Source organism: Polynucleobacter sp. es-GGE-1 (assembly GCF_018882005.1).
In the GTDB taxonomy this organism is placed as follows: Bacteria; Pseudomonadota; Gammaproteobacteria; order Burkholderiales; family Burkholderiaceae; genus Polynucleobacter.
In genome coordinates, this window is the sequence record NZ_JACVPE010000006.1 from 259062 (window position 1) to 275496 (window position 16435).

The 16435-nt window shown below is 45.1% G+C and carries 22 protein-coding genes; 10 read left to right on the forward strand and 12 right to left on the reverse strand.

Annotated elements, in window-relative coordinates:
• Window position 1 precedes the first annotated feature (1 nt).
• The 3 genes from ICN35_RS06260 to ICN35_RS06270 all read left to right on the forward strand — a co-directional run bounded on the left by ICN35_RS06260 (window position 2) and on the right by ICN35_RS06270 (window position 2475).
• Window positions 2-949, forward strand: a complete 948-nt coding sequence (locus ICN35_RS06260) for a tripartite tricarboxylate transporter substrate binding protein (RefSeq protein WP_216125289.1) — start codon at window positions 2-4, stop codon at window positions 947-949.
• 54 nt (window positions 950-1003) lie between these two features.
• Entirely contained in the window at window positions 1004-2152 is a 1149-nt protein-coding gene (locus tag ICN35_RS06265; protein ID WP_216125291.1) for an aminotransferase class V-fold PLP-dependent enzyme, read from the forward strand.
• 74 nt (window positions 2153-2226) lie between these two features.
• Window positions 2227-2475, forward strand: coding sequence for a protein tyrosine phosphatase (locus tag ICN35_RS06270; protein ID WP_215295134.1), 249 nt, complete (start codon window positions 2227-2229; stop codon window positions 2473-2475).
• A gap of 14 nt (window positions 2476-2489) precedes the next feature.
• Here the strand turns inward: ICN35_RS06270 and ICN35_RS06275 are convergent, their stop codons facing one another.
• From ICN35_RS06275 to ICN35_RS06290, 4 genes are all read right to left on the reverse strand, one after another.
• The gene (locus ICN35_RS06275; RefSeq protein ID WP_215295132.1) at window positions 2490-3467 is read right to left on the reverse strand and encodes a DMT family transporter; all 978 of its coding nucleotides are present in this window, start codon (window positions 3465-3467) and stop codon (window positions 2490-2492) included.
• 6 nt (window positions 3468-3473) lie between these two features.
• Window positions 3474-4376, reverse strand: coding sequence for an NAD(P)H-hydrate dehydratase (locus tag ICN35_RS06280; protein ID WP_216125293.1), 903 nt, complete (start codon window positions 4374-4376; stop codon window positions 3474-3476).
• A gap of 61 nt (window positions 4377-4437) precedes the next feature.
• Window positions 4438-5259 (reverse strand): ABC transporter substrate-binding protein, encoded by an 822-nt coding sequence (locus ICN35_RS06285; protein ID WP_255535733.1) that lies wholly within the window; start codon window positions 5257-5259, stop codon window positions 4438-4440.
• 54 nt (window positions 5260-5313) lie between these two features.
• Window positions 5314-5517 (reverse strand): hypothetical protein, encoded by a 204-nt coding sequence (locus tag ICN35_RS06290; protein WP_216125295.1) that lies wholly within the window; start codon window positions 5515-5517, stop codon window positions 5314-5316.
• Between the two features lie 179 nt (window positions 5518-5696).
• On the opposite strand from ICN35_RS06290, the gene ICN35_RS06295 reads away from it, so the two are divergent.
• Genes ICN35_RS06295 through ICN35_RS06305 form a run of 3 tightly spaced genes read left to right on the forward strand, consistent with a single transcriptional unit; the run spans window position 5697 to window position 8337 of the window.
• Entirely contained in the window at window positions 5697-6554 is an 858-nt protein-coding gene (locus tag ICN35_RS06295) for a TIGR00730 family Rossman fold protein (RefSeq protein ID WP_216125297.1), read from the forward strand.
• Between the two features lie 49 nt (window positions 6555-6603).
• Complete coding sequence (locus tag ICN35_RS06300; RefSeq protein ID WP_216125299.1) at window positions 6604-7116, forward strand: hypothetical protein; 513 nt, start codon at window positions 6604-6606, stop codon at window positions 7114-7116.
• Window positions 7117-7119: 3 nt separating this feature from the next.
• Complete coding sequence (locus tag ICN35_RS06305) at window positions 7120-8337, forward strand: NAD(P)/FAD-dependent oxidoreductase (RefSeq protein ID WP_216125301.1); 1218 nt, start codon at window positions 7120-7122, stop codon at window positions 8335-8337.
• 12 nt (window positions 8338-8349) lie between these two features.
• Here the strand turns inward: ICN35_RS06305 and ICN35_RS06310 are convergent, their stop codons facing one another.
• Together ICN35_RS06310 and ICN35_RS06315 are read right to left on the reverse strand one after the other, a co-directional pair.
• Window positions 8350-9117, reverse strand: coding sequence for a TerC family protein (locus tag ICN35_RS06310; RefSeq protein WP_216125303.1), 768 nt, complete (start codon window positions 9115-9117; stop codon window positions 8350-8352).
• A 104-nt stretch (window positions 9118-9221) separates the two neighbouring features.
• Window positions 9222-9608, reverse strand: coding sequence for a group II truncated hemoglobin (locus ICN35_RS06315; RefSeq protein WP_216125312.1), 387 nt, complete (start codon window positions 9606-9608; stop codon window positions 9222-9224).
• Window positions 9609-9717: 109 nt separating this feature from the next.
• Between ICN35_RS06315 and ICN35_RS06320 the strand changes: the two genes are divergently transcribed.
• Window positions 9718-10245: a hypothetical protein gene (locus ICN35_RS06320; protein ID WP_215295116.1), complete on the forward strand. Its 528-nt coding sequence runs from the start codon at window positions 9718-9720 to the stop codon at window positions 10243-10245.
• A gap of 48 nt (window positions 10246-10293) precedes the next feature.
• Here the strand turns inward: ICN35_RS06320 and ICN35_RS06325 are convergent, their stop codons facing one another.
• Entirely contained in the window at window positions 10294-10515 is a 222-nt protein-coding gene (locus ICN35_RS06325) for a TIGR02450 family Trp-rich protein (protein WP_215295114.1), read from the reverse strand.
• Between the two features lie 12 nt (window positions 10516-10527).
• Window positions 10528-10839: a hypothetical protein gene (locus ICN35_RS06330; protein WP_216125314.1), complete on the reverse strand. Its 312-nt coding sequence runs from the start codon at window positions 10837-10839 to the stop codon at window positions 10528-10530.
• Between the two features lie 85 nt (window positions 10840-10924).
• Between ICN35_RS06330 and ICN35_RS06335 the strand changes: the two genes are divergently transcribed.
• A complete protein-coding gene (locus ICN35_RS06335; protein ID WP_255535734.1) occupies window positions 10925-11725 on the forward strand; it encodes a fumarylacetoacetate hydrolase family protein in 801 nt (266 codons plus the stop codon).
• Window positions 11726-11732: 7 nt separating this feature from the next.
• Here ICN35_RS06335 and ICN35_RS06340 read toward each other — a convergent pair whose 3' ends face one another.
• Window positions 11733-13322: a rhodanese homology domain-containing protein gene (locus ICN35_RS06340; protein ID WP_216125316.1), complete on the reverse strand. Its 1590-nt coding sequence runs from the start codon at window positions 13320-13322 to the stop codon at window positions 11733-11735.
• A 19-nt stretch (window positions 13323-13341) separates the two neighbouring features.
• The gene (locus ICN35_RS06345) at window positions 13342-14325 is read right to left on the reverse strand and encodes a tripartite tricarboxylate transporter substrate binding protein (RefSeq protein ID WP_216125318.1); all 984 of its coding nucleotides are present in this window, start codon (window positions 14323-14325) and stop codon (window positions 13342-13344) included.
• A gap of 159 nt (window positions 14326-14484) precedes the next feature.
• Between ICN35_RS06345 and ICN35_RS06350 the strand changes: the two genes are divergently transcribed.
• Window positions 14485-14673, forward strand: coding sequence for a hypothetical protein (locus tag ICN35_RS06350; protein ID WP_087909716.1), 189 nt, complete (start codon window positions 14485-14487; stop codon window positions 14671-14673).
• A gap of 53 nt (window positions 14674-14726) precedes the next feature.
• Here ICN35_RS06350 and ICN35_RS06355 read toward each other — a convergent pair whose 3' ends face one another.
• Window positions 14727-15020 carry a DUF1330 domain-containing protein gene (locus ICN35_RS06355; protein ID WP_216125319.1) on the reverse strand — a complete coding sequence of 98 codons (294 nt, stop codon included), beginning with the start codon at window positions 15018-15020 and terminating at the stop codon, window positions 14727-14729.
• A 65-nt stretch (window positions 15021-15085) separates the two neighbouring features.
• On the opposite strand from ICN35_RS06355, the gene ICN35_RS06360 reads away from it, so the two are divergent.
• Complete coding sequence (locus ICN35_RS06360; protein ID WP_216125321.1) at window positions 15086-15361, forward strand: cupin; 276 nt, start codon at window positions 15086-15088, stop codon at window positions 15359-15361.
• Here the strand turns inward: ICN35_RS06360 and selD are convergent.
• Window positions 15358-16425 (reverse strand): selenide, water dikinase SelD, encoded by a 1068-nt coding sequence (selD, locus tag ICN35_RS06365; RefSeq protein ID WP_215295103.1) that lies wholly within the window; start codon window positions 16423-16425, stop codon window positions 15358-15360. The genes ICN35_RS06360 and selD overlap by 4 nt on opposite strands.
• Window positions 16426-16435 lie beyond the last annotated feature (10 nt).

Sequence of the window (16435 nt, forward strand, 5' to 3'; positions counted from 1 at the left end):
TATGAAGCGAGCATTGCCTCTGATGTTGGTACTTTTGTGTTGTACTACTCTTGTGTCATCATTTGTTAGCGCAGCCGATGTTTATCCCTCGAAGTCAATTAAAGTCATCGTGCCGTTTCCACCTGGCGGCGGCGCAGATACATTAATTCGTTTGATTGCTCCCACAGTCGGAGAATTATGGAAGCAATCTATCGTGATTGAAAATCGTCCAGGTGCAAGCGGCTTCATTGGTGCTGACCTGGTTGCCCAGTCTCCAGCAGATGGCTACACCTTATTGATGGGCTCAACTGCTGCCGTCACAGAAAAAAATATTGCACAGTTTTCTCCAGTAGCGCTTGTATCGGCTTCGCCCTATGTTGTTACTACTAACCCTGGATTGAATGTGACTTCAATCAAGGCTTTAATTGCATATGCAAAATCCAATCCTGGAAAAGTTCGTTATGGCTCTTCAGGACCAGGTTCGGCATCGCACCTAGCAGGTGAGTTATTTGCTTCAATGGCTGGCGTGACATTACTACATGTTCCATACAAAGGAACTGGGCAGGCTTTAACGGATTTATTAGCAGGGCATATTGATTTAATGTTTGCGCCTGCACAAACTGTGATGCCACAAATTGAATCTGGAAAGTTACTAGCTTTAGCGCAAACGGGTGCAAAGCGATCGGAAGCCTTGCCGAATATTCCTACTGTTGCCGAATCTGGTCTACCAGGCTATAGCGCAGTAGGTTGGTTTGGATTGTTCGCGCCTGCCAATACACCAAAATCGGTGGTGCAAAAGATCAACCAAACCGTGATGTTTGTTTTAGCTCAGGAGAGAATTCGGAAGGCTATGTTGGAGCGGGGAAGTGACCCTGCCAGTGGTAGTGCCGAGGAATTTGCTGCGTTTTTACGTCTAGACCAGTCAAAATGGGCCAAATTGATCAAAGAAAACAAGATTGCAGTGCAATAAATGCTTAAATCGGTATCATTTAGGGCTAATCACAGAAATCCCTAGGAAATTACTATGCCAGGCTTACTTCCCAATGTTGATCCAGATGGATTGTTAGAGTTTTCGGTTGTTTACACCGATCGCTCTTTAAATCATATGTCTGAAGAATTTAAACGTGTAATGGTCGATATTTCTAGTGTCCTCAAGGATGCTTATAACGCCAGCTCCGCAGTGATCGTTCCTGGTAGCGGTACTTTCGGCATGGAAGCAGTTGCTCGTCAATTTGCCAATAAACAGAAGTGTTTAGTGTTGCGCAATGGCTGGTTTAGCTATCGTTGGACCCAAATTTTTGACTTGGACCATATCGCTGACAATGTATCTGTTATCAAAGGTCGTCAATTAGAAGATTCTGCACAGGGTGTATTTGCCCCTGCACCGATTGAGGAAGTAGTGGCTTTTATTAAGAAAGAAAAGCCAGCCGTAGTTTTTGCTCCTCACGTTGAAACTTCTGCCGGCATCATCTTGCCAGATGATTACCTCAAAGCAGTTGGTGAAGCAGTGCGCTCTGTAAATGGTTTATTTGTATTAGATTGCATTGCCTCTGGTGCAATGTGGGTTGATATGAAAGCTTGTAATGTGGACGTCTTGATTACAGCGCCACAAAAAGGTTGGAGCAGCTCGCCATGCTGCGCCTTAATCGCTTTAGGCGAAAGAGCTCGTGAGCGTATTGATACTACTCAAAGCAGTAGTTTTTCAATGGACTTGAAAAAGTGGTTACAAATCATGGAAGCCTATGAAAAGGGCGGCCATGTGTATCACACCACTATGCCTACCGATGCACTCAAGATCTTGCGCGGTGTCATGAAAGAAACACAATCTCTTGGCTTTGCTGCTTTAAAAACAAAACAAGTAGAGCTTGGTACCAAAGTTCGTGAATTGCTAGTATCCAAAGGCTATCACTCAGTTTCTGCGAAAGGCTTCCAAGCCCCTTGCGTAGTCGTGAGCTACACCAAGGATCCAGATATTCAGTCTGGCAAGAAATTTATTGCGCTAGGCATGCAAACTGCTGCAGGTGTGCCACTTCAGTGTGATGAAAGATCAGATTTCCGTACATTCCGTCTAGGTTTATTTGGTTTAGAAAAGCTGGCTCATGTTGACCGTACTGTTGGTCACTTAGCTGCCGCCCTAGAAAAAATTACTGAGGCAGAAGCGCAGCCTGCATAAGGCGATTTAGTAAAACAAAAAGGCCGTCTGATGATGGCCTTTTTAAATGATTGATAACCTTCTTGGAGAATCGCATGATTTCTCGTATTGCTCGCTTTAGTTTGGCCACCCTTGTTTCAGCAGCGATTGGGTTATCTTCCATCTCCGCGATGGCTGCCGATTCTTCCACGGCTGCTGCTCCTACTTCAGCGCCTACTGCTGCTCCAGATGTAGCACCAACGGATAAAGCGGTCGCAAAGAAGACTAAAAAAGAAAAGAAAGCCGAGAAAAAAACCAAGAAGAAGTCTAAGAAAAGAGCTAAAGCTACAGAACCAGCAGCTTAGTAGTTTCTAAGCTCTTAGTTGAGGGGCTCCACTTCATTAAAGTCATCGGATGTTTTAGAGTCAGATGACTTTTTTCTTGGGGCATCGTTACGTACTAATAACCACATAGCAGCAATCACCAGCACCATTCCGCCAATCTGCATCAAAGTAATTGGCTCAGACAAAATAAAGTAACCCAAGAAAATAGTGGAGACAGGACCGAGGATGCCGGCCTGTGCAACGAGTGGTGAGCCTATGCGATTGATCGCAATCATCACGAGGAACATGGGAATTACTGTACATAATCCTGCATTGAGAAGGCTGAGCCAGTAAATCTGTGCAGCCTGTTCAAACACAGCGCTAGGGTTATACAGTGAGGATTGAATCACGCTAAATACTGCAGACGCCGTGCTTGCGTAGACTACTAGGCGCACACTACCAATGCGCTTGACCATTTCGCCAGAGCCAATCATATAGATGGCATAACTGCATGCGCTGCCAAAGACCAATATCATTCCGAGCCATGCATGAATGCCTGTCGAGCTCGCATCTTGAATAAAGACGACAAATACCCCAAGGTATCCCACCACAAGGGCATACCACTGCATTCTTGAAATGTGCTTATTTAAAGCAAAGTAGGAAATGAGTAAAACAATCGTTGGTGTCAGGTAGAGAACAATGCGCTCTAATCCAACGGAGATATATTGCAGTCCCAAGAAATCAATATAGCTAGATAAAAAGTATCCTAAGAAACCGAGGAAAAATAATTTGCCACGGTCTTGCCAAGTAATCGGGCTCATTGGTTTTCTGCGAGACTCCCACCAGTAGACGCTCCAAAACATTGGAAGTGCCATCAGCATACGTAATGCTAATAAAGTTTCTGCATTGGCCCCATAACCAAAAGCCAGCTTTACCAATACAGCTTTACCGGAAAAGAGCATGGAGCCCACTCCGGCCATCAAAATGCCATAGAGGTAACGTCGGTGGTGATGTTCTGCGCTAGTGGATTGCATACGGTTTTATAACAGTTTATTCAGGAGACTTCTCATCTCTATAATTACTTCAGAAGGAGTTAATCCTATTGGGCCAACCCCTTTTTGTACAAGGCTATCGGCAGCGCAAGCATGGAGCTGAACAGCGATACAGCTAGAGTCCCAAAGATTCAGATGGTGATGCACCCCTTGAGCAGCGATTGCTGTAATGCTGCCGGTCAATACATCACCCATGCCACCGGTGCCCATACCGGGATTACCGGCTTCACATTGAACTGCAGAGTGTTGGGGTCCCGCAATTAAGGTGTGTTGACCTTTGAGAACAACCATAGACTGAGTTAACTGAACTAATTGATGAAGCGAGCTGAAGCGATCGCCTTGAATTTCTGCGGATGAAGATTTTAATAACTGGGCCGCTTCACCTGGATGAGGAGTCAGAATACTTTGACCTGGAAATTGTTGATTGCGTAGTTGAAGTGCACTGAGTAACTCAGTTGAGTCTGCAATCAGATTGAGTGCATCTGCATCAATAATCAACGGAACCTTGGGATAAGCCAGGCAAGCCTTGAGCCATTTAATCGCTAATGCAGAATTACCAAGCCCAGGTCCGATCGCAATGACATCAGGTTGGTTTTGATTTAATACCTCGCTAGGTTCATTGTTAGCCAGGCGAATCATGAGTTCAGGTTGATTGCTATCAGCGCGTGCAGACGCAGGATCAAGCATTTCTAATATGGTCCAGCCAGCACCAAGATGAAGGCAAGCATTTCCGGCAAGGAGGAGGGCGCCTGCCATTCCAGGTGCACCGCCGATCAAGACGGCTTTACCAGCATGACCCTTGTGCTCAGCAGGCTCACGCTTGAGACACATGAGTGGGCCGAGTGGGCTCAGCGCTTGGAGGATATCGAGCTTGCTAGGTGCTAAGGTCATACCAATAGTATCGCTCTGAATGATTGGAATTTAGCTAATAGAGCTACTTTATTGGGTAAGCTTAGTCCGCTACCTTAGCGCCTTCAATCTGATGACGTTGCAATGCTTGTGCCACAAAGCCGGATTGTTTGAGCTGAGTAATCACATCGCTTAAATATGCAGTGGTCAGTTCGTATTGGGATCTTGCCTTCGGAATACCAATGGCTTGATTGATTGCCATAAAGCGACCTGGCAACATCCGCAATCCCTCATAGCGCTTGGCATCACTCTCTAGCTGCTGTTTTACGCCTGCTGCCACATTACCTTTGCCTGACATAAAGTCATCCACGACTGCTTGTGAGCTTGGAGCTCGTAGAAGAGTGGCATGTTTGATTTCTCGTGTGAGGTAGAGGTCATAGGCGCTCCCTTTGCCAACTACGATTTCATTACCAGCTACGTCAACTTGTTCATTTGTCTTAATGGATGAATTAGCTTTGACCATGTAAGCACCTTCTATCTGGATATAGGCTGGCGTATAGCTAATATCAGCGCCTCTGACGGGATCAATTGCTACGAACACTAAATCAATCTCCCCAGTCTTCACGGCATCCACTGTATTGCCTGCTGTTTTGAATGGAATGAGTTTGACTGGTAGGCCAATACGCTTCCCGATTTCTTGGGCGATATCAACCGTCACTCCCTGGGCTTGATGGGTCACAGGATTTTCATTGGCCAAAATAGGGTTACCTAAGTTAATGCCAACACGTAGAGTGCCTGTAGGCGCAAACGAGGAAATCATGGAGGGATCAATAGTTTTCATGGGGCGATAGGACTGGCCAGAGGGTTGGCTATGGCTAGATTGTGAAATCCACAGTATTGCGAGGAAGAAAAGAACTTTGTTCATTCAGTAAGTATAAAAAAACCGCGGCGAACCGCGGTTTCATTTGCTATTGAAGAATTACTTCTTCGCGTCAGCTGCAGGGGCTGCTGCTGGTGCAGCCGGAGCTGCTGCAGGAGCATCTTTTTTAGCATCTTCAATATGAACTGCTTCAGCACCATGCTTTTCGCCGCCCATATCAATATTGCCATCGCCCTTGAGGAGTAAGTAGGCTGTGGCACCAACTAATACAAGTACCATAATGATGATTGAACGGTTGCTCATGGATTTTCCCTCGGTTTGGTTTAAATTCTGTCAATATTAACTCTACTTAGAGCCTCAGTAAATCCTCGCAAGCCCTGGTGGCTGATTCTCCTGGTTAAACTAGGTATTAATACTGAGAATATTGAGTGGGGCAGCACAAAGGATAAGATGATTTCACATAGATGTTTTAAGGTAGCAATATGAGTCCAAAGCTTCCCATTAATAATACTCAAACCATTACTGAGTTTTTAAATCTTCACAAGAGTCAGACGTCTGAAGAAGATTCCGTTGATTCTTATAAGTTTGCTTTTGACGATGAAGCATTTTTGTCTCGCAGGGAAACGATCGGTATTCGCTTTGAATTGGAATTACTCAAGCCTGAGATGCTGCTAAAAGAACATGGCATAGACCATACGATTACAGTATTTGGTTCTACCCGTTTTGTCAGTCGAGAGCATGCAGAAGTATTCATCAAGGATGCCAAGACGCCTACAGAGTTGGAGTCTGCCAAGAAAGCATTGCTCCATAGTCAGTATTACGAGTCTGCTAGAGACTTCGGGGCTTTAGTAGCGCATTACAACGCGACTCAACAACAGAGTTCTAACAAGCTACATATTTGTACTGGCGGCGGCCCGGGAATTATGGAGGCGGCTAATCGTGGTGCATTTGAAGCGGGTGATCAAACGATTGGTTTTAATATTAGTTTGCCAAGAGAGCAGCACCCGAATCCTTATATCAGTCCAGGCTTAAGTTTCCGTTTTCATTACTTTGCATTACGTAAGATGCACTTCATGTTGCGAGCTAGGGCCATCGTTGCTTATCCTGGTGGCTTTGGGTCTTTTGATGAGCTATTTGAGGTGTTAACTTTGATACAAACTAAAAAGGTAGTTAGCATCCCAGTCATATTAGTCGGCAAAGCTTTTTGGAATGAGATGGTGAACTTTAAGGGAATGGTACAGTTTGGGGTGATTGATCAAGAGGATATGAAGGCAATTCATTTTGTCGAGACTGCCCAAGAAGCTTGGAAGATCATTCAAGACTGGTATCAATTGGCCTAAAGCCATTGTCGGCCAAAGTAAAATAGCTTAAAGACAATTGAATTCATTTATGAACCCTGCACAAACTAGCATTGCTAGCAATTTAGACCTACCTGGCTACCTCTTAGGTGGATTCATGCTATTGGTGGTGATGGTATTTCATGGTGTTTTGTTACTACAGATTGCTAAGCGCTATGAAGTCAAAACTTTTCTGTATTTAGCTGAGAAAAAATATTCTACGGTTGCTGCCTGCTTTTACATTAGTGTATTTTGTTTATTCCTCACCCACATTACAGAAATTTTCATTTGGGGTATCGCACTGTTTGTATTTAAATTAGTGCCTACTTTAGGGCAAAGCATTTTGTTTAGTGGCAGCACCTATACCGCGATGGGTTTCATGGAAGATATTCTGCCAGATGGCTGGAAAATGCTGGCAGTCATCATTGCCTTCTCGGGGATGTTTTCTTTTGCATGGACTGCCTCTGTCATGATTTCAATGACCAAGAATTTTCGTCAGGCCTATACCAAGCTACACATGAAAAAACTCAATATCTCTTCTGAGATCATTGATCGCTTTGAATAAATCATGACGAAGGCTTGGGATGCCATCGTTATCGGTGGCGGTGCAGCTGGTCTGTTTTGTGCTGGTGTAGCTGGTCAGCTTGGCAAAAAAGTGCTCGTTTTAGATCATGCAACAGTTTTAGGTGAAAAGATCCGTATTAGCGGTGGAGGGCGTTGCAACTTTACTAATGTCCATAGCAGCCCTGCTAATTTTCTCTCGCTCAATCCTCATTTTGTGAAGAGTGCCTTAGCAAAATATCCCTCAAAAGAATTCATCAAACTTGTGACTGCTCACGGCATTCACTACCATGAGAAACATCAAGGGCAATTATTTTGCGACGATTCTGCCAAGCAGATTATCGAGATGTTGTTCGCTGAATGTGCCACAGGAAAAGTCGTAATCCGTAATCCCGTAGTAGTAGCAGCTGTTACAAAAGAGGGTGAGCATTGGCTCATTCATACCAGCGAGGGTGTAGAGAAAACCCATTCTGTAGTCATGGCGACGGGCGGCTTGCCTGTTCCCGCAATTGGCGCAACTGCTTACTCTCTTGATATTGCAAAACAGTTTGGTCTTGAGGTGGTTGATCCTAGGCCGGCATTAGTGCCGCTCTCATTTACTGCAGAGACCTTTGGTAATCTGAATGAGCTTGCTGGTCTGAGCGTTCCAGTCCGGATCGCATCTGGCTCTAAAGGTTATCGTTATGGTGCGTGTCGCTTTAATGAAGATGTGTTGCTGACCCACAAAGGTTTATCTGGACCTGCGGTACTACAAGCCAGTAGTTATTGGCTTGAGGGTGAGCCTATCCATATTGATTGGTTAGGTGCCATTGAGCGACCAGGTGGCTTTAGCTGCGATACCTTATTTAACAATGAAGACAATCGTCTTAAGCTGACAGAAACCATATTGGCTTCAGTTTTACCCCAAAGGCTTGCTAAAGCTTTTGCAGAACAAAGAAATCTGCTGGGGCGTCAGTGGGCCGAGGTATCCAAGAAAGATCGTCAGGCCCTCAAAGAGCTCATCACCAATTGGGCTGTGAAGCCGGCCGGAACTTTGGGTTGGAAAAAGGCTGAGGTCATGTTAGGCGGTGTAGATACAAAAGACTTAGATGGGCAAACGATGATGTCGCGCCAACATCCAGGTTTATATTTCATTGGCGAATGTGTTGATGTCACCGGGCACTTAGGGGGTCACAATTTCCAGTGGGCCTGGGCAAGTGGCCATGCTTGTGCTCAAGCTCTTTAGGTAGCCCCAGTACTAATGACTTTTCTTGAGTTTTTTCTTCTCACGCGAGCGAATATTCAGTAACTCTACGGTGAGTGAGAATCCCATCGCAACATATACGTAGCCCTTAGGAATATGCATACCCATACCTTCTGCAATCAGTACCACGCCAACTACTGTTAAGAAGGAGAGGGCTAAGACCTTGATAGAAGGGTGACGTTGCACAAAGTCGCCAATCGGCTTGGCAGCAATCAGCATAATGAGAATCGAAGCAATCACAGCCGCAATCATGACGCTGATTTCATCGACCATACCTACTGCCGTAATCACGCTGTCGAGCGAGAAGATAATATCGAGTAAGCTGATTTGTAATACAGAGCTAAGAAATAGAGCGGGAATCGACTTTTTGACCCTATCGCTATCGACATTTTCAATTTGTACATCGTGTTCGCCCACTTCTACTTCAACGTAGATTTCTTTCGATGCTTTCCAGATTAAAAAGAATCCACCCAGCAATAGGATGAGATCACGACCGCTAATAGAATGATCTAACAATGTGAAGAGTGGGGTGGTAAGACTCATTACCCACGTCAGGCTGAGTAATAACAAGATGCGGGTGGCTAAAGCAAAGAACAGGCCAAAGCGCCGTACTTTTTCCCGAATTTCTACTGGCAGTCTATTGGCAATGACGCTAATAAAAATAATGTTGTCTATCCCCAGAACAATTTCCAGGGCAGAGAGTGTTAAAAAAGCGATCCAAGCATTGGGGTCACTTAATAATTGCAGGGCGCTTTCGATCATTGCTTATTTCTCTAAATTGAATTCAAGCTAAAGTGTATCGAAGTCAAAAAAAAGTGCTTGCTTAAACTAAACCCCTAATAATCATCAGGATAAAACTACAAAATTTAGTTGGGCTGATTTCTCATCCAATCGGCAGTATTGAAGAGGGATTCTTCTAGTTGTTTAGCAATATTGCCGTCAATGCCACATTCTTCAAGTGCACGATACATGCATGCTAGCCATTGGTTGCGATCTAGGATGCCAATCTTAAAATGCAGATGACGAGCACGCAGCATAGGGTGCCCATATTTGGGTGAATAAATGTCAGGTCCGCCCATCCAGCCTGTGAGGAAGAACTTAAGCTTTTCTCGAGAGCTGGTTGAGTCTGGGGGGTGGATAGCCTGAAGCTCGGCAAACTGGGGTTCTAGTGCCATGAGATCATAGAAACGATCGACCAATTCATCTACCTTATCGATGCCCCCAATGGCCTCATAAATACTGTGTTTTTCCATGGTATTGTCATTTTAATGCCATAAATTAGAAGGAATTGGCAGTCTGCCAATTTCGGTATAGAGTGGATATGAGAGATTTGATAAACCCCATATTGATAGGAGTTAAAAAATGGATGCACAAGAACTGCAAAAATGGCAACGTGAAAAAGCCAAAGAATTATTTGATTATTCACATACTTTGCTAGAGGCTGCAAAAAAATTGAGTGAACATCACTTAGCTGAGATTGAGTGGGGCATGAAGAATGCTTTAGATAGTGCAAAATCTGCCGCTAAAAATGATTTGGCGAAGTTGAAGGATTTGCAAGATGAAGCAACAAAAGAAGCTGCTAAACGGGCTAACGCTTACCAAAAGAAAGTGAAAGCTGTCTTGAAAGACTTGAGTGAGGGTGCTGCTGATGAAACAGAGAAGCATCTTGAAAAAGTACGTGCATCTCTGGTAACTTGGCTTGAAGATGCTGAAAATAAAATGCCAGCACATGCTGACAAGTTATCTAAAGTGGTTCACGAAATGTCTACTACTGGTCAGAATATGTTTAAAGAAGGGCGCCGTATTGTGAATGAAGTTGCGGATGCTGCAGAAAAAAATATTGATGAATTGGTTAAGAAAACACCATCATCGAAAAAAAAGTCTGACTAATTCTCCGTGTATTAGCCAAAGAGCCGCCTCAATTGTTGAGGCGGTTTTTTATTTCCAGCCTTGTACCCATAGCTCACTATTAGTGAGGTCACGCCAAGCAATCTGTGTCGTCTTCTTGCTATAGACGGCCTCAATCTCGACGAACTCTATTTTTTCGTTAGGCGGCTCGGGAAGAATGACCTTGCTCACTAGAAAATGCTTTTGTTTGGCAATCGGCTTTACTGCAGTCCACTTAGTGAGTAGCAGTTTCTTGGGACTCAGTTTATTCATCTGAAATGCTACCTAGAGAGCTGAGCATTGATACTCTTGCCCATTCATAATAAGTAGGCCAGTGGAGGGTGTAAATAATGTTCCCGATTGCTCAATTTGAGCGGGACATTGTTGAGCAAAATAGCTGAGATTACCTAGACTACCGCAGTAATCGAGCTTACCCCCTTTAAACTCCATTTGTGCTTTGCGAAGCACCATGGGGATTTTGGTTTCGCTGGCGAAATGACAAGTCCAAGTCGTATAGGTTTCTCTATCGCACCCACTAAGTAAAGCCAATATCACAATGAGCAGCTGGGCATGGAGTATTTTTTTAGCAAATTTCATGGCGCTAGCTTACCCTGATTTATGACTTCATTCACTCTTTAAATTAGTATTAAGATTGTGCAATCTATTTGATAGTGGAGACAACATGAGTATCAATAAAAATATGAGTCGTCGGAGTGCCCTCAAAATAAGCCTTGGTGCTGCAGCCTTCACAACGGCGGCAGTCTCAGGTCAGACCCAGGCGGCTTCGATCAAAACTCCATTTATCGTTGGGCAAACTTATATTCCCATTGCTGGCAGTGCAGAAGAGTTTCCAGTTAGACGCATTTATTGCATTGGTCGAAATTATGCCGCGCATGCTAGAGAAATGGGTTCTGATCCGACTCGAGAGCCACCATTCTTTTTTCAAAAACCAACTGATGCCATTCAATTTGTGGCTCCCAATAAAATCGTCGATCATCCCTACCCAAGCTTGACTAAAAACTATCACTATGAAGTTGAGTTAGTCGCTGCAATCAGCAAGGGTGGCAAGAATATTCCAGTAGAAAAAGCGCTAGAGCATGTATATGGATATGCCTTGGGTCTGGATATGACTCGAAGGGATCTGCAGCGTTTTATGGGAGATCAAAAAAAGCCTTGGGAAATTGGTAAATCTTTTGATTACTCTGCTCCTATTGGCCCGATCTTTCCTGTGGCGCAAGTGGGGCATTTTCAGAGTGGAAAAATTACCCTATCGGTGAACGGCGTAACCAAGCAAAGTGCTGACCTCAATCAAATGATTTGGTCAGTAGCAGAGCAGATCGCCAAGTTATCTGAAGCGAATGAGATCTTTCCTGGGGATATTATTTATTCAGGAACCCCAGAAAATGTAGGTCCAGTAGTCAAAGGGGATGTGATCCGCTGCACGATTGATCGACTACCCGATTTGGTGATCAAGGTAGTTTGATCCATTGCTAAAGAACCCAGAAGTGATGGGTTCCATCTTTGCCCAGTTGTTCCACTAAACCAAACTCCCAATCGAGGTAGGCCTGCATTGCTGCAGGATCTACGCTCGTTCCTTCATACGGACGTTTGTAGCGATCTAGTGGTGGGGAAGCCAGATGGCTGGGGCCTTTCTCTAGCTCTAAGCCAGCGCTAATCCATGCGGCATTGCCACCTTCTAGAGCGAATACTTCTGCGTTAGTTGGCACCTGAAATTCTTGTGCAACAAATAGACTTAACTCTGCAGGTACGCTGGTAAGAACATAACGATTGGCTTTGGGAATCTTTTGCATCGCATCCGCCAATTGAGAGCGCAGGGCATACCAGCTACCAGGGATGTGACCCTTGACATAATTAGCGTGTGTACTGAAATCTACCGCAATCGCAGTGCTATCTGCTTTTAGCCAGTTCGCTAAAGTGATTGCATCAACCATCTTCACTTGAGGAAGGTTTGGTAAAGGTGGCTGCCATGGACCTTTCTCAGTGAGGGCGGCAGTGCTGACATCATCGAGAACATAAACCTCCCAAGCCATTTGTGCTAACCAGGAAGCAGGCATATTGGCTCGAACGCTGCCACCGCTAGGATCCACTAAGACAATGCGTGCGCCGCGCACTGGAGCAACCATTTCTGTTTCTTGAACAAGTTGCCCACCAGGTACCGAACGAAATCCTGGAAGGTGGCCGGATTCATATTCTTCTGGGGTGCGAGTATCAAAGAAATAAGTTGTCCGCTCACTCTGAGATTTCCACTGATCTACATCAGCTAGAGTGGCGCGTTTCACACCAGCACTATCAGCCACCCTGCGTGCCCGCTGCGCTGCTTCGCTGGTAGTGCCTTGGCTCACATCTTTAAATTTGCGAGTTTGACCCTTGTCCAGTTCTTGTCCCGCTAGAGTCCAGCCAATCGTACCATTGCGTAGTGCATTGACTTCATTGGGGATGCCCGCATTGATGAGTGATTGTGTGCCGATGATGCTGCGAGTTCTGCCGGCGCAGTTGACGATGATCTTGGTTTTGGGATTGGGTGCTAACTCTGGTAAACGAAGAACCAACTCAGCGCCTGGTACGCTGATGCCAGTAGGGATACTCATGGTGTTGTATTCATCAAAGCGACGCACGTCTACTACGACGACATCTGCTTGATTGTCGATTAGCTGTTTTACTTCTTGGGCAGAGAGGGATGGGGTATGGCGCTTTGATTCCACTAACTCACCAAAAGATTTACTGGGTACGTTTACATCCTTAAAGACTTGGCCACCTGCAGCTTTCCAAGCTTGCACACCACCCTCAAATATAGATACATCGCTAAAACCTAAAGACAGTAAGCGTTGTGCAGCCAACTCTGCATAGCCCTCGCCATCATCGAGCGTCACAATCGGAATATGTGTGTTTGGTAGTTTTCCGTAAGCATCTATCTCAATACGAGAGAGTGGTAAGTTGGCAGCGAATAAAGGATGCTCGCGTGCATGTGGGTCTTCTTCACGGACATCTAAAAAAGCAATTTCTTCTTTGTTTAAAAGCTTATTGCGTACAAAGGAATAATGTTTTACTGGAATGCTCATATTGTCTCTACTGTTTTGATTAATCTAATTTAGCGCCGGATTTTTTAACTACTTCGCTCCAACGCACAATCTCTTGGTTGATGTAATTGGCTAATTCAGGGCGGCTCATTTTTGGTACGGTAGCGCCCATGCCAGCCCAGCGTTCTTTAATCTCAGGTGAGGCAAGCGCGCTTTGTACTTCTGTGCTCATCTTATCGACAATCTCTTTGGGCGTACCTTTAATTGCCCACATGGCATACCAGCTCGAGACTACAAAATTGCTGATACCCAATTCTTGTGCGGTAGGTACATTTGGAAAAGCAGGGTTGCGTTGATTACTTGCAACCGCGACAGCAATAAGTTGACCGCTTTTAATAAACGGTGCTGCACCAGCTAGGGTGTCAAACATCATATCGACTTGACCGGCAACTAAATCTTGTAATGCTGGACCAGTGCCACGATAGGGAATGTGGGTGATGAATAATTTGTTTTGCATCTTAAACAGCTCACCAGCTAAGTGTTGTGATGTGCCGTTGCCTGTCGATGCATAGTTGTATTTGCCAGGATGCTTACGAATTTCTTCAATGATGGATTTCAAATCATTTTTTGGAAACTTACTAGGGTTGACGACGACCACATGGGGAACGCTGCCGATGATGGCAATGGGCTCAAAGTCTTTGGTAATGTCATAAGGCAGGTTGGGGTACATGCTGGGTGCAATCGAGTGATGCACTGCACCAAGAAGCCAGGTATATCCATCAGGAGCCATTTTTGCTGCAACGCCAGCACCCAGGGTGCCGCCTGCCCCGCCGCGGTTATCTACCACGATGGAATCATTGAGCTGGGTAGAAAGCTGTTTGGCCAAAGGGCGCCCAAAGGCATCTACAGCGCCGCCTGGGGGGAAGGGGTTAATAAAGGTGATGGGCTTGTTCGGGGCGGGCCAGGTGGTGTTTTGAGCACTTGCCATCAAGGTGACAAGGGAGAGCAGGCTGGCAGTTGCTAAAACTAGGATTTTTCTGAGCATTTTGATGTCTCCAGGATATTTTGTCTGATTAAAGCATTTTGGCTGAATGACTGCTTCTAAGAGTTATCCCTGATAAAAATCGCCATTTTTAGTGCTTTTTATGGGGATATACTGACATCGTTGTTGGTATGAATATTTATTTGATGAATGGGAGACAAGATGTCACAACACGATACATTGTTAGCTGCTTTCGAAACATACAAAGCTGAGAACGAAAAATTTATTGAAAAAGGTATTAAGGCATCTGCAGCTCGCGCTCGTAAAGCCTTGCAAGAAATCGCTGGTGCTTGTAAGGAGCGTCGTAAAGAAATTACCGCTACAAAAGAAGCAATGGAAGCTAAGAAGTAATTCTTACCCCCAATTGATCTAAAAGCCTAGTCTAATCCACTAGGCTTTTTCTTTTAGATCCCCACACCAAAGAGGGTGAGTCGCATTGCTTGCTTGCGAATAGCGACAAGAGATTGGTATTCAGGGCTATTAGCCCAAGTATGCGCATCTTCCTTGCTGGGGAAATGCAACTCTACAAATGCGCTAAAGGCTTGAATGGATAATTCATTCCAAAACACTTCAGTGATCTCGCCACGGTGCTCAATACTGCCTTTGTACTGCTCCACGGTTTTACCTACCTGACTGCGGTATTGCTCAAAGGCAGTTTGATCACTGAGCTCCATTAATCCGATGACTTTGACTGCCATATACCCTCGTTTTCTCGCTTTAAATGACTGATGTCAGCAGTGTATATCCACGCTATAGTAAAAGCATGAACCAAGACCAATTTTTACAGCAACTCAAAAAAGCGGGGTATCCCACGCCAGTGGAAGTGCAACAACCTCCCAATGGTCAATTAGGCAATCACACCCATCCATTTGCGGTGCAAGCATTAATCTTGGATGGGTATATCGAGATTGATATCGCAGGTGAGACAAAAAAATACGAAGTAGGCGATGTCTTTCAGCTAGCCTTTGAACAAGAACATGCAGAGCGCTATGGGCCACAAGGCGTAAAGTATTTAGCGTCTCGCCAAACTGTCAACTAAGAAACAACTAAGGGCTTGCCTTGGCGTTTGCTCATTTGGCCAATCACTCTAGCGCCTAAGAATTGATGTTGGTTAAAGATATCCAATACTGCTTTAACGCAATCTGGGCTGCAAGAGACGAGTAAGCCACCGCTAGTTTGCGGATCGGTTAACAAGGCACGCTGTGCTAAGGTGAAATCTGCTGGAATACCCACTTCGTCACCATAGCTTTGCCAATTGCGATCCGATGCGCCTGTGATAATTCCCTCATCGGCAAGATGTTGTACGTTTGAGAGGAGTGGCACTTGACTCCAGTCAATATGAGCGGTGCAACCAGAGCCCCGTGCTAACTCCAGCATATGGCCTGCTAAGCCAAAGCCTGTAACATCGGTCAGGGCATGTACCCCAGCAAGCTTTGCTAAATCAGGACCTGCAGCATTGAGTTTGGTTGTGTTCGAAATCATTTCTCGATAGCCGTCTGGGCCAAGCAAATCCTTTTTCAAGGCTGCCGACAAAATACCGACGCCAAGGGGTTTTCCTAAAATCAATACATCACCGGGCTTAGCGCTCGCATTACTCTTTACGCGCTGAGGATCAACAATGCCAATTGCAACCAAGCCATAAATTGGCTCCACTGAATCAATCGTATGGCCACCAGCAACCGGAATACCGGCACTACGACACGCTTCAGCGCCACCCTCCAAAATGCGCGCAATGGTTTTATTGGATAAGACTTTGATCGGCATGCCAACTAAAGCAAGTGCAAATAATGGAGTGCCACCCATTGCATAGATATCGCTAATTGCATTGGTTGCTGCAATCTTGCCAAAATCAAATGGATCATCCACGATGGGCATGAAGAAGTCAGTCGTTGCAACAATGGCTTGCGACTCATTAATTTGATAAACCGCAGCATCATCCGAGGTTTCAATGCCGATCAGTAATTCCTTAGGGAAGGGCAACTGAGGAACATTCTTCAAAATCTCTGCTAGCACCCCCGGTGCAATCTTGCAGCCACAGCCACCACCATGAGAGAGGGAGGTTAAGCGTGGTTCAAGTGTTTCGGCAATGGTTGTTTGTGTCATCCAAACATTT

Excerpts from the sequence above, each read along its gene's own strand:
- ICN35_RS06260 (WP_216125289.1), top strand. The coding sequence starts at position 2 with ATGAAGCGAGCATTGCCTCTGATGTTGGTACTTTTGTGTTGTACTACT.
- ICN35_RS06265 (WP_216125291.1), top strand. The coding sequence starts at position 1,004 with ATGCCAGGCTTACTTCCCAATGTTGATCCAGATGGATTGTTAGAGTTT.
- ICN35_RS06270 (WP_215295134.1), top strand. The coding sequence starts at position 2,227 with ATGATTTCTCGTATTGCTCGCTTTAGTTTGGCCACCCTTGTTTCAGCA.
- ICN35_RS06275 (WP_215295132.1), bottom strand. The coding sequence starts at position 3,467 with ATGCAATCCACTAGCGCAGAACATCACCACCGACGTTACCTCTATGGC.
- ICN35_RS06280 (WP_216125293.1), bottom strand. The coding sequence starts at position 4,376 with ATGACCTTAGCACCTAGCAAGCTCGATATCCTCCAAGCGCTGAGCCCA.
- ICN35_RS06285 (WP_255535733.1), bottom strand. The coding sequence starts at position 5,259 with ATGAACAAAGTTCTTTTCTTCCTCGCAATACTGTGGATTTCACAATCT.
- ICN35_RS06290 (WP_216125295.1), bottom strand. The coding sequence starts at position 5,517 with ATGAGCAACCGTTCAATCATCATTATGGTACTTGTATTAGTTGGTGCC.
- ICN35_RS06295 (WP_216125297.1), top strand. The coding sequence starts at position 5,697 with ATGAGTCCAAAGCTTCCCATTAATAATACTCAAACCATTACTGAGTTT.
- ICN35_RS06300 (WP_216125299.1), top strand. The coding sequence starts at position 6,604 with ATGAACCCTGCACAAACTAGCATTGCTAGCAATTTAGACCTACCTGGC.
- ICN35_RS06305 (WP_216125301.1), top strand. The coding sequence starts at position 7,120 with ATGACGAAGGCTTGGGATGCCATCGTTATCGGTGGCGGTGCAGCTGGT.
- ICN35_RS06310 (WP_216125303.1), bottom strand. The coding sequence starts at position 9,117 with ATGATCGAAAGCGCCCTGCAATTATTAAGTGACCCCAATGCTTGGATC.
- ICN35_RS06315 (WP_216125312.1), bottom strand. The coding sequence starts at position 9,608 with ATGGAAAAACACAGTATTTATGAGGCCATTGGGGGCATCGATAAGGTA.
- ICN35_RS06320 (WP_215295116.1), top strand. The coding sequence starts at position 9,718 with ATGGATGCACAAGAACTGCAAAAATGGCAACGTGAAAAAGCCAAAGAA.
- ICN35_RS06325 (WP_215295114.1), bottom strand. The coding sequence starts at position 10,515 with ATGAATAAACTGAGTCCCAAGAAACTGCTACTCACTAAGTGGACTGCA.
- ICN35_RS06330 (WP_216125314.1), bottom strand. The coding sequence starts at position 10,839 with ATGAAATTTGCTAAAAAAATACTCCATGCCCAGCTGCTCATTGTGATA.
- ICN35_RS06335 (WP_255535734.1), top strand. The coding sequence starts at position 10,925 with ATGAGTATCAATAAAAATATGAGTCGTCGGAGTGCCCTCAAAATAAGC.
- ICN35_RS06340 (WP_216125316.1), bottom strand. The coding sequence starts at position 13,322 with ATGAGCATTCCAGTAAAACATTATTCCTTTGTACGCAATAAGCTTTTA.
- ICN35_RS06345 (WP_216125318.1), bottom strand. The coding sequence starts at position 14,325 with ATGCTCAGAAAAATCCTAGTTTTAGCAACTGCCAGCCTGCTCTCCCTT.
- ICN35_RS06350 (WP_087909716.1), top strand. The coding sequence starts at position 14,485 with ATGTCACAACACGATACATTGTTAGCTGCTTTCGAAACATACAAAGCT.
- ICN35_RS06355 (WP_216125319.1), bottom strand. The coding sequence starts at position 15,020 with ATGGCAGTCAAAGTCATCGGATTAATGGAGCTCAGTGATCAAACTGCC.
- ICN35_RS06360 (WP_216125321.1), top strand. The coding sequence starts at position 15,086 with ATGAACCAAGACCAATTTTTACAGCAACTCAAAAAAGCGGGGTATCCC.
- selD (WP_215295103.1), bottom strand. The coding sequence starts at position 16,425 with ATGACACAAACAACCATTGCCGAAACACTTGAACCACGCTTAACCTCC.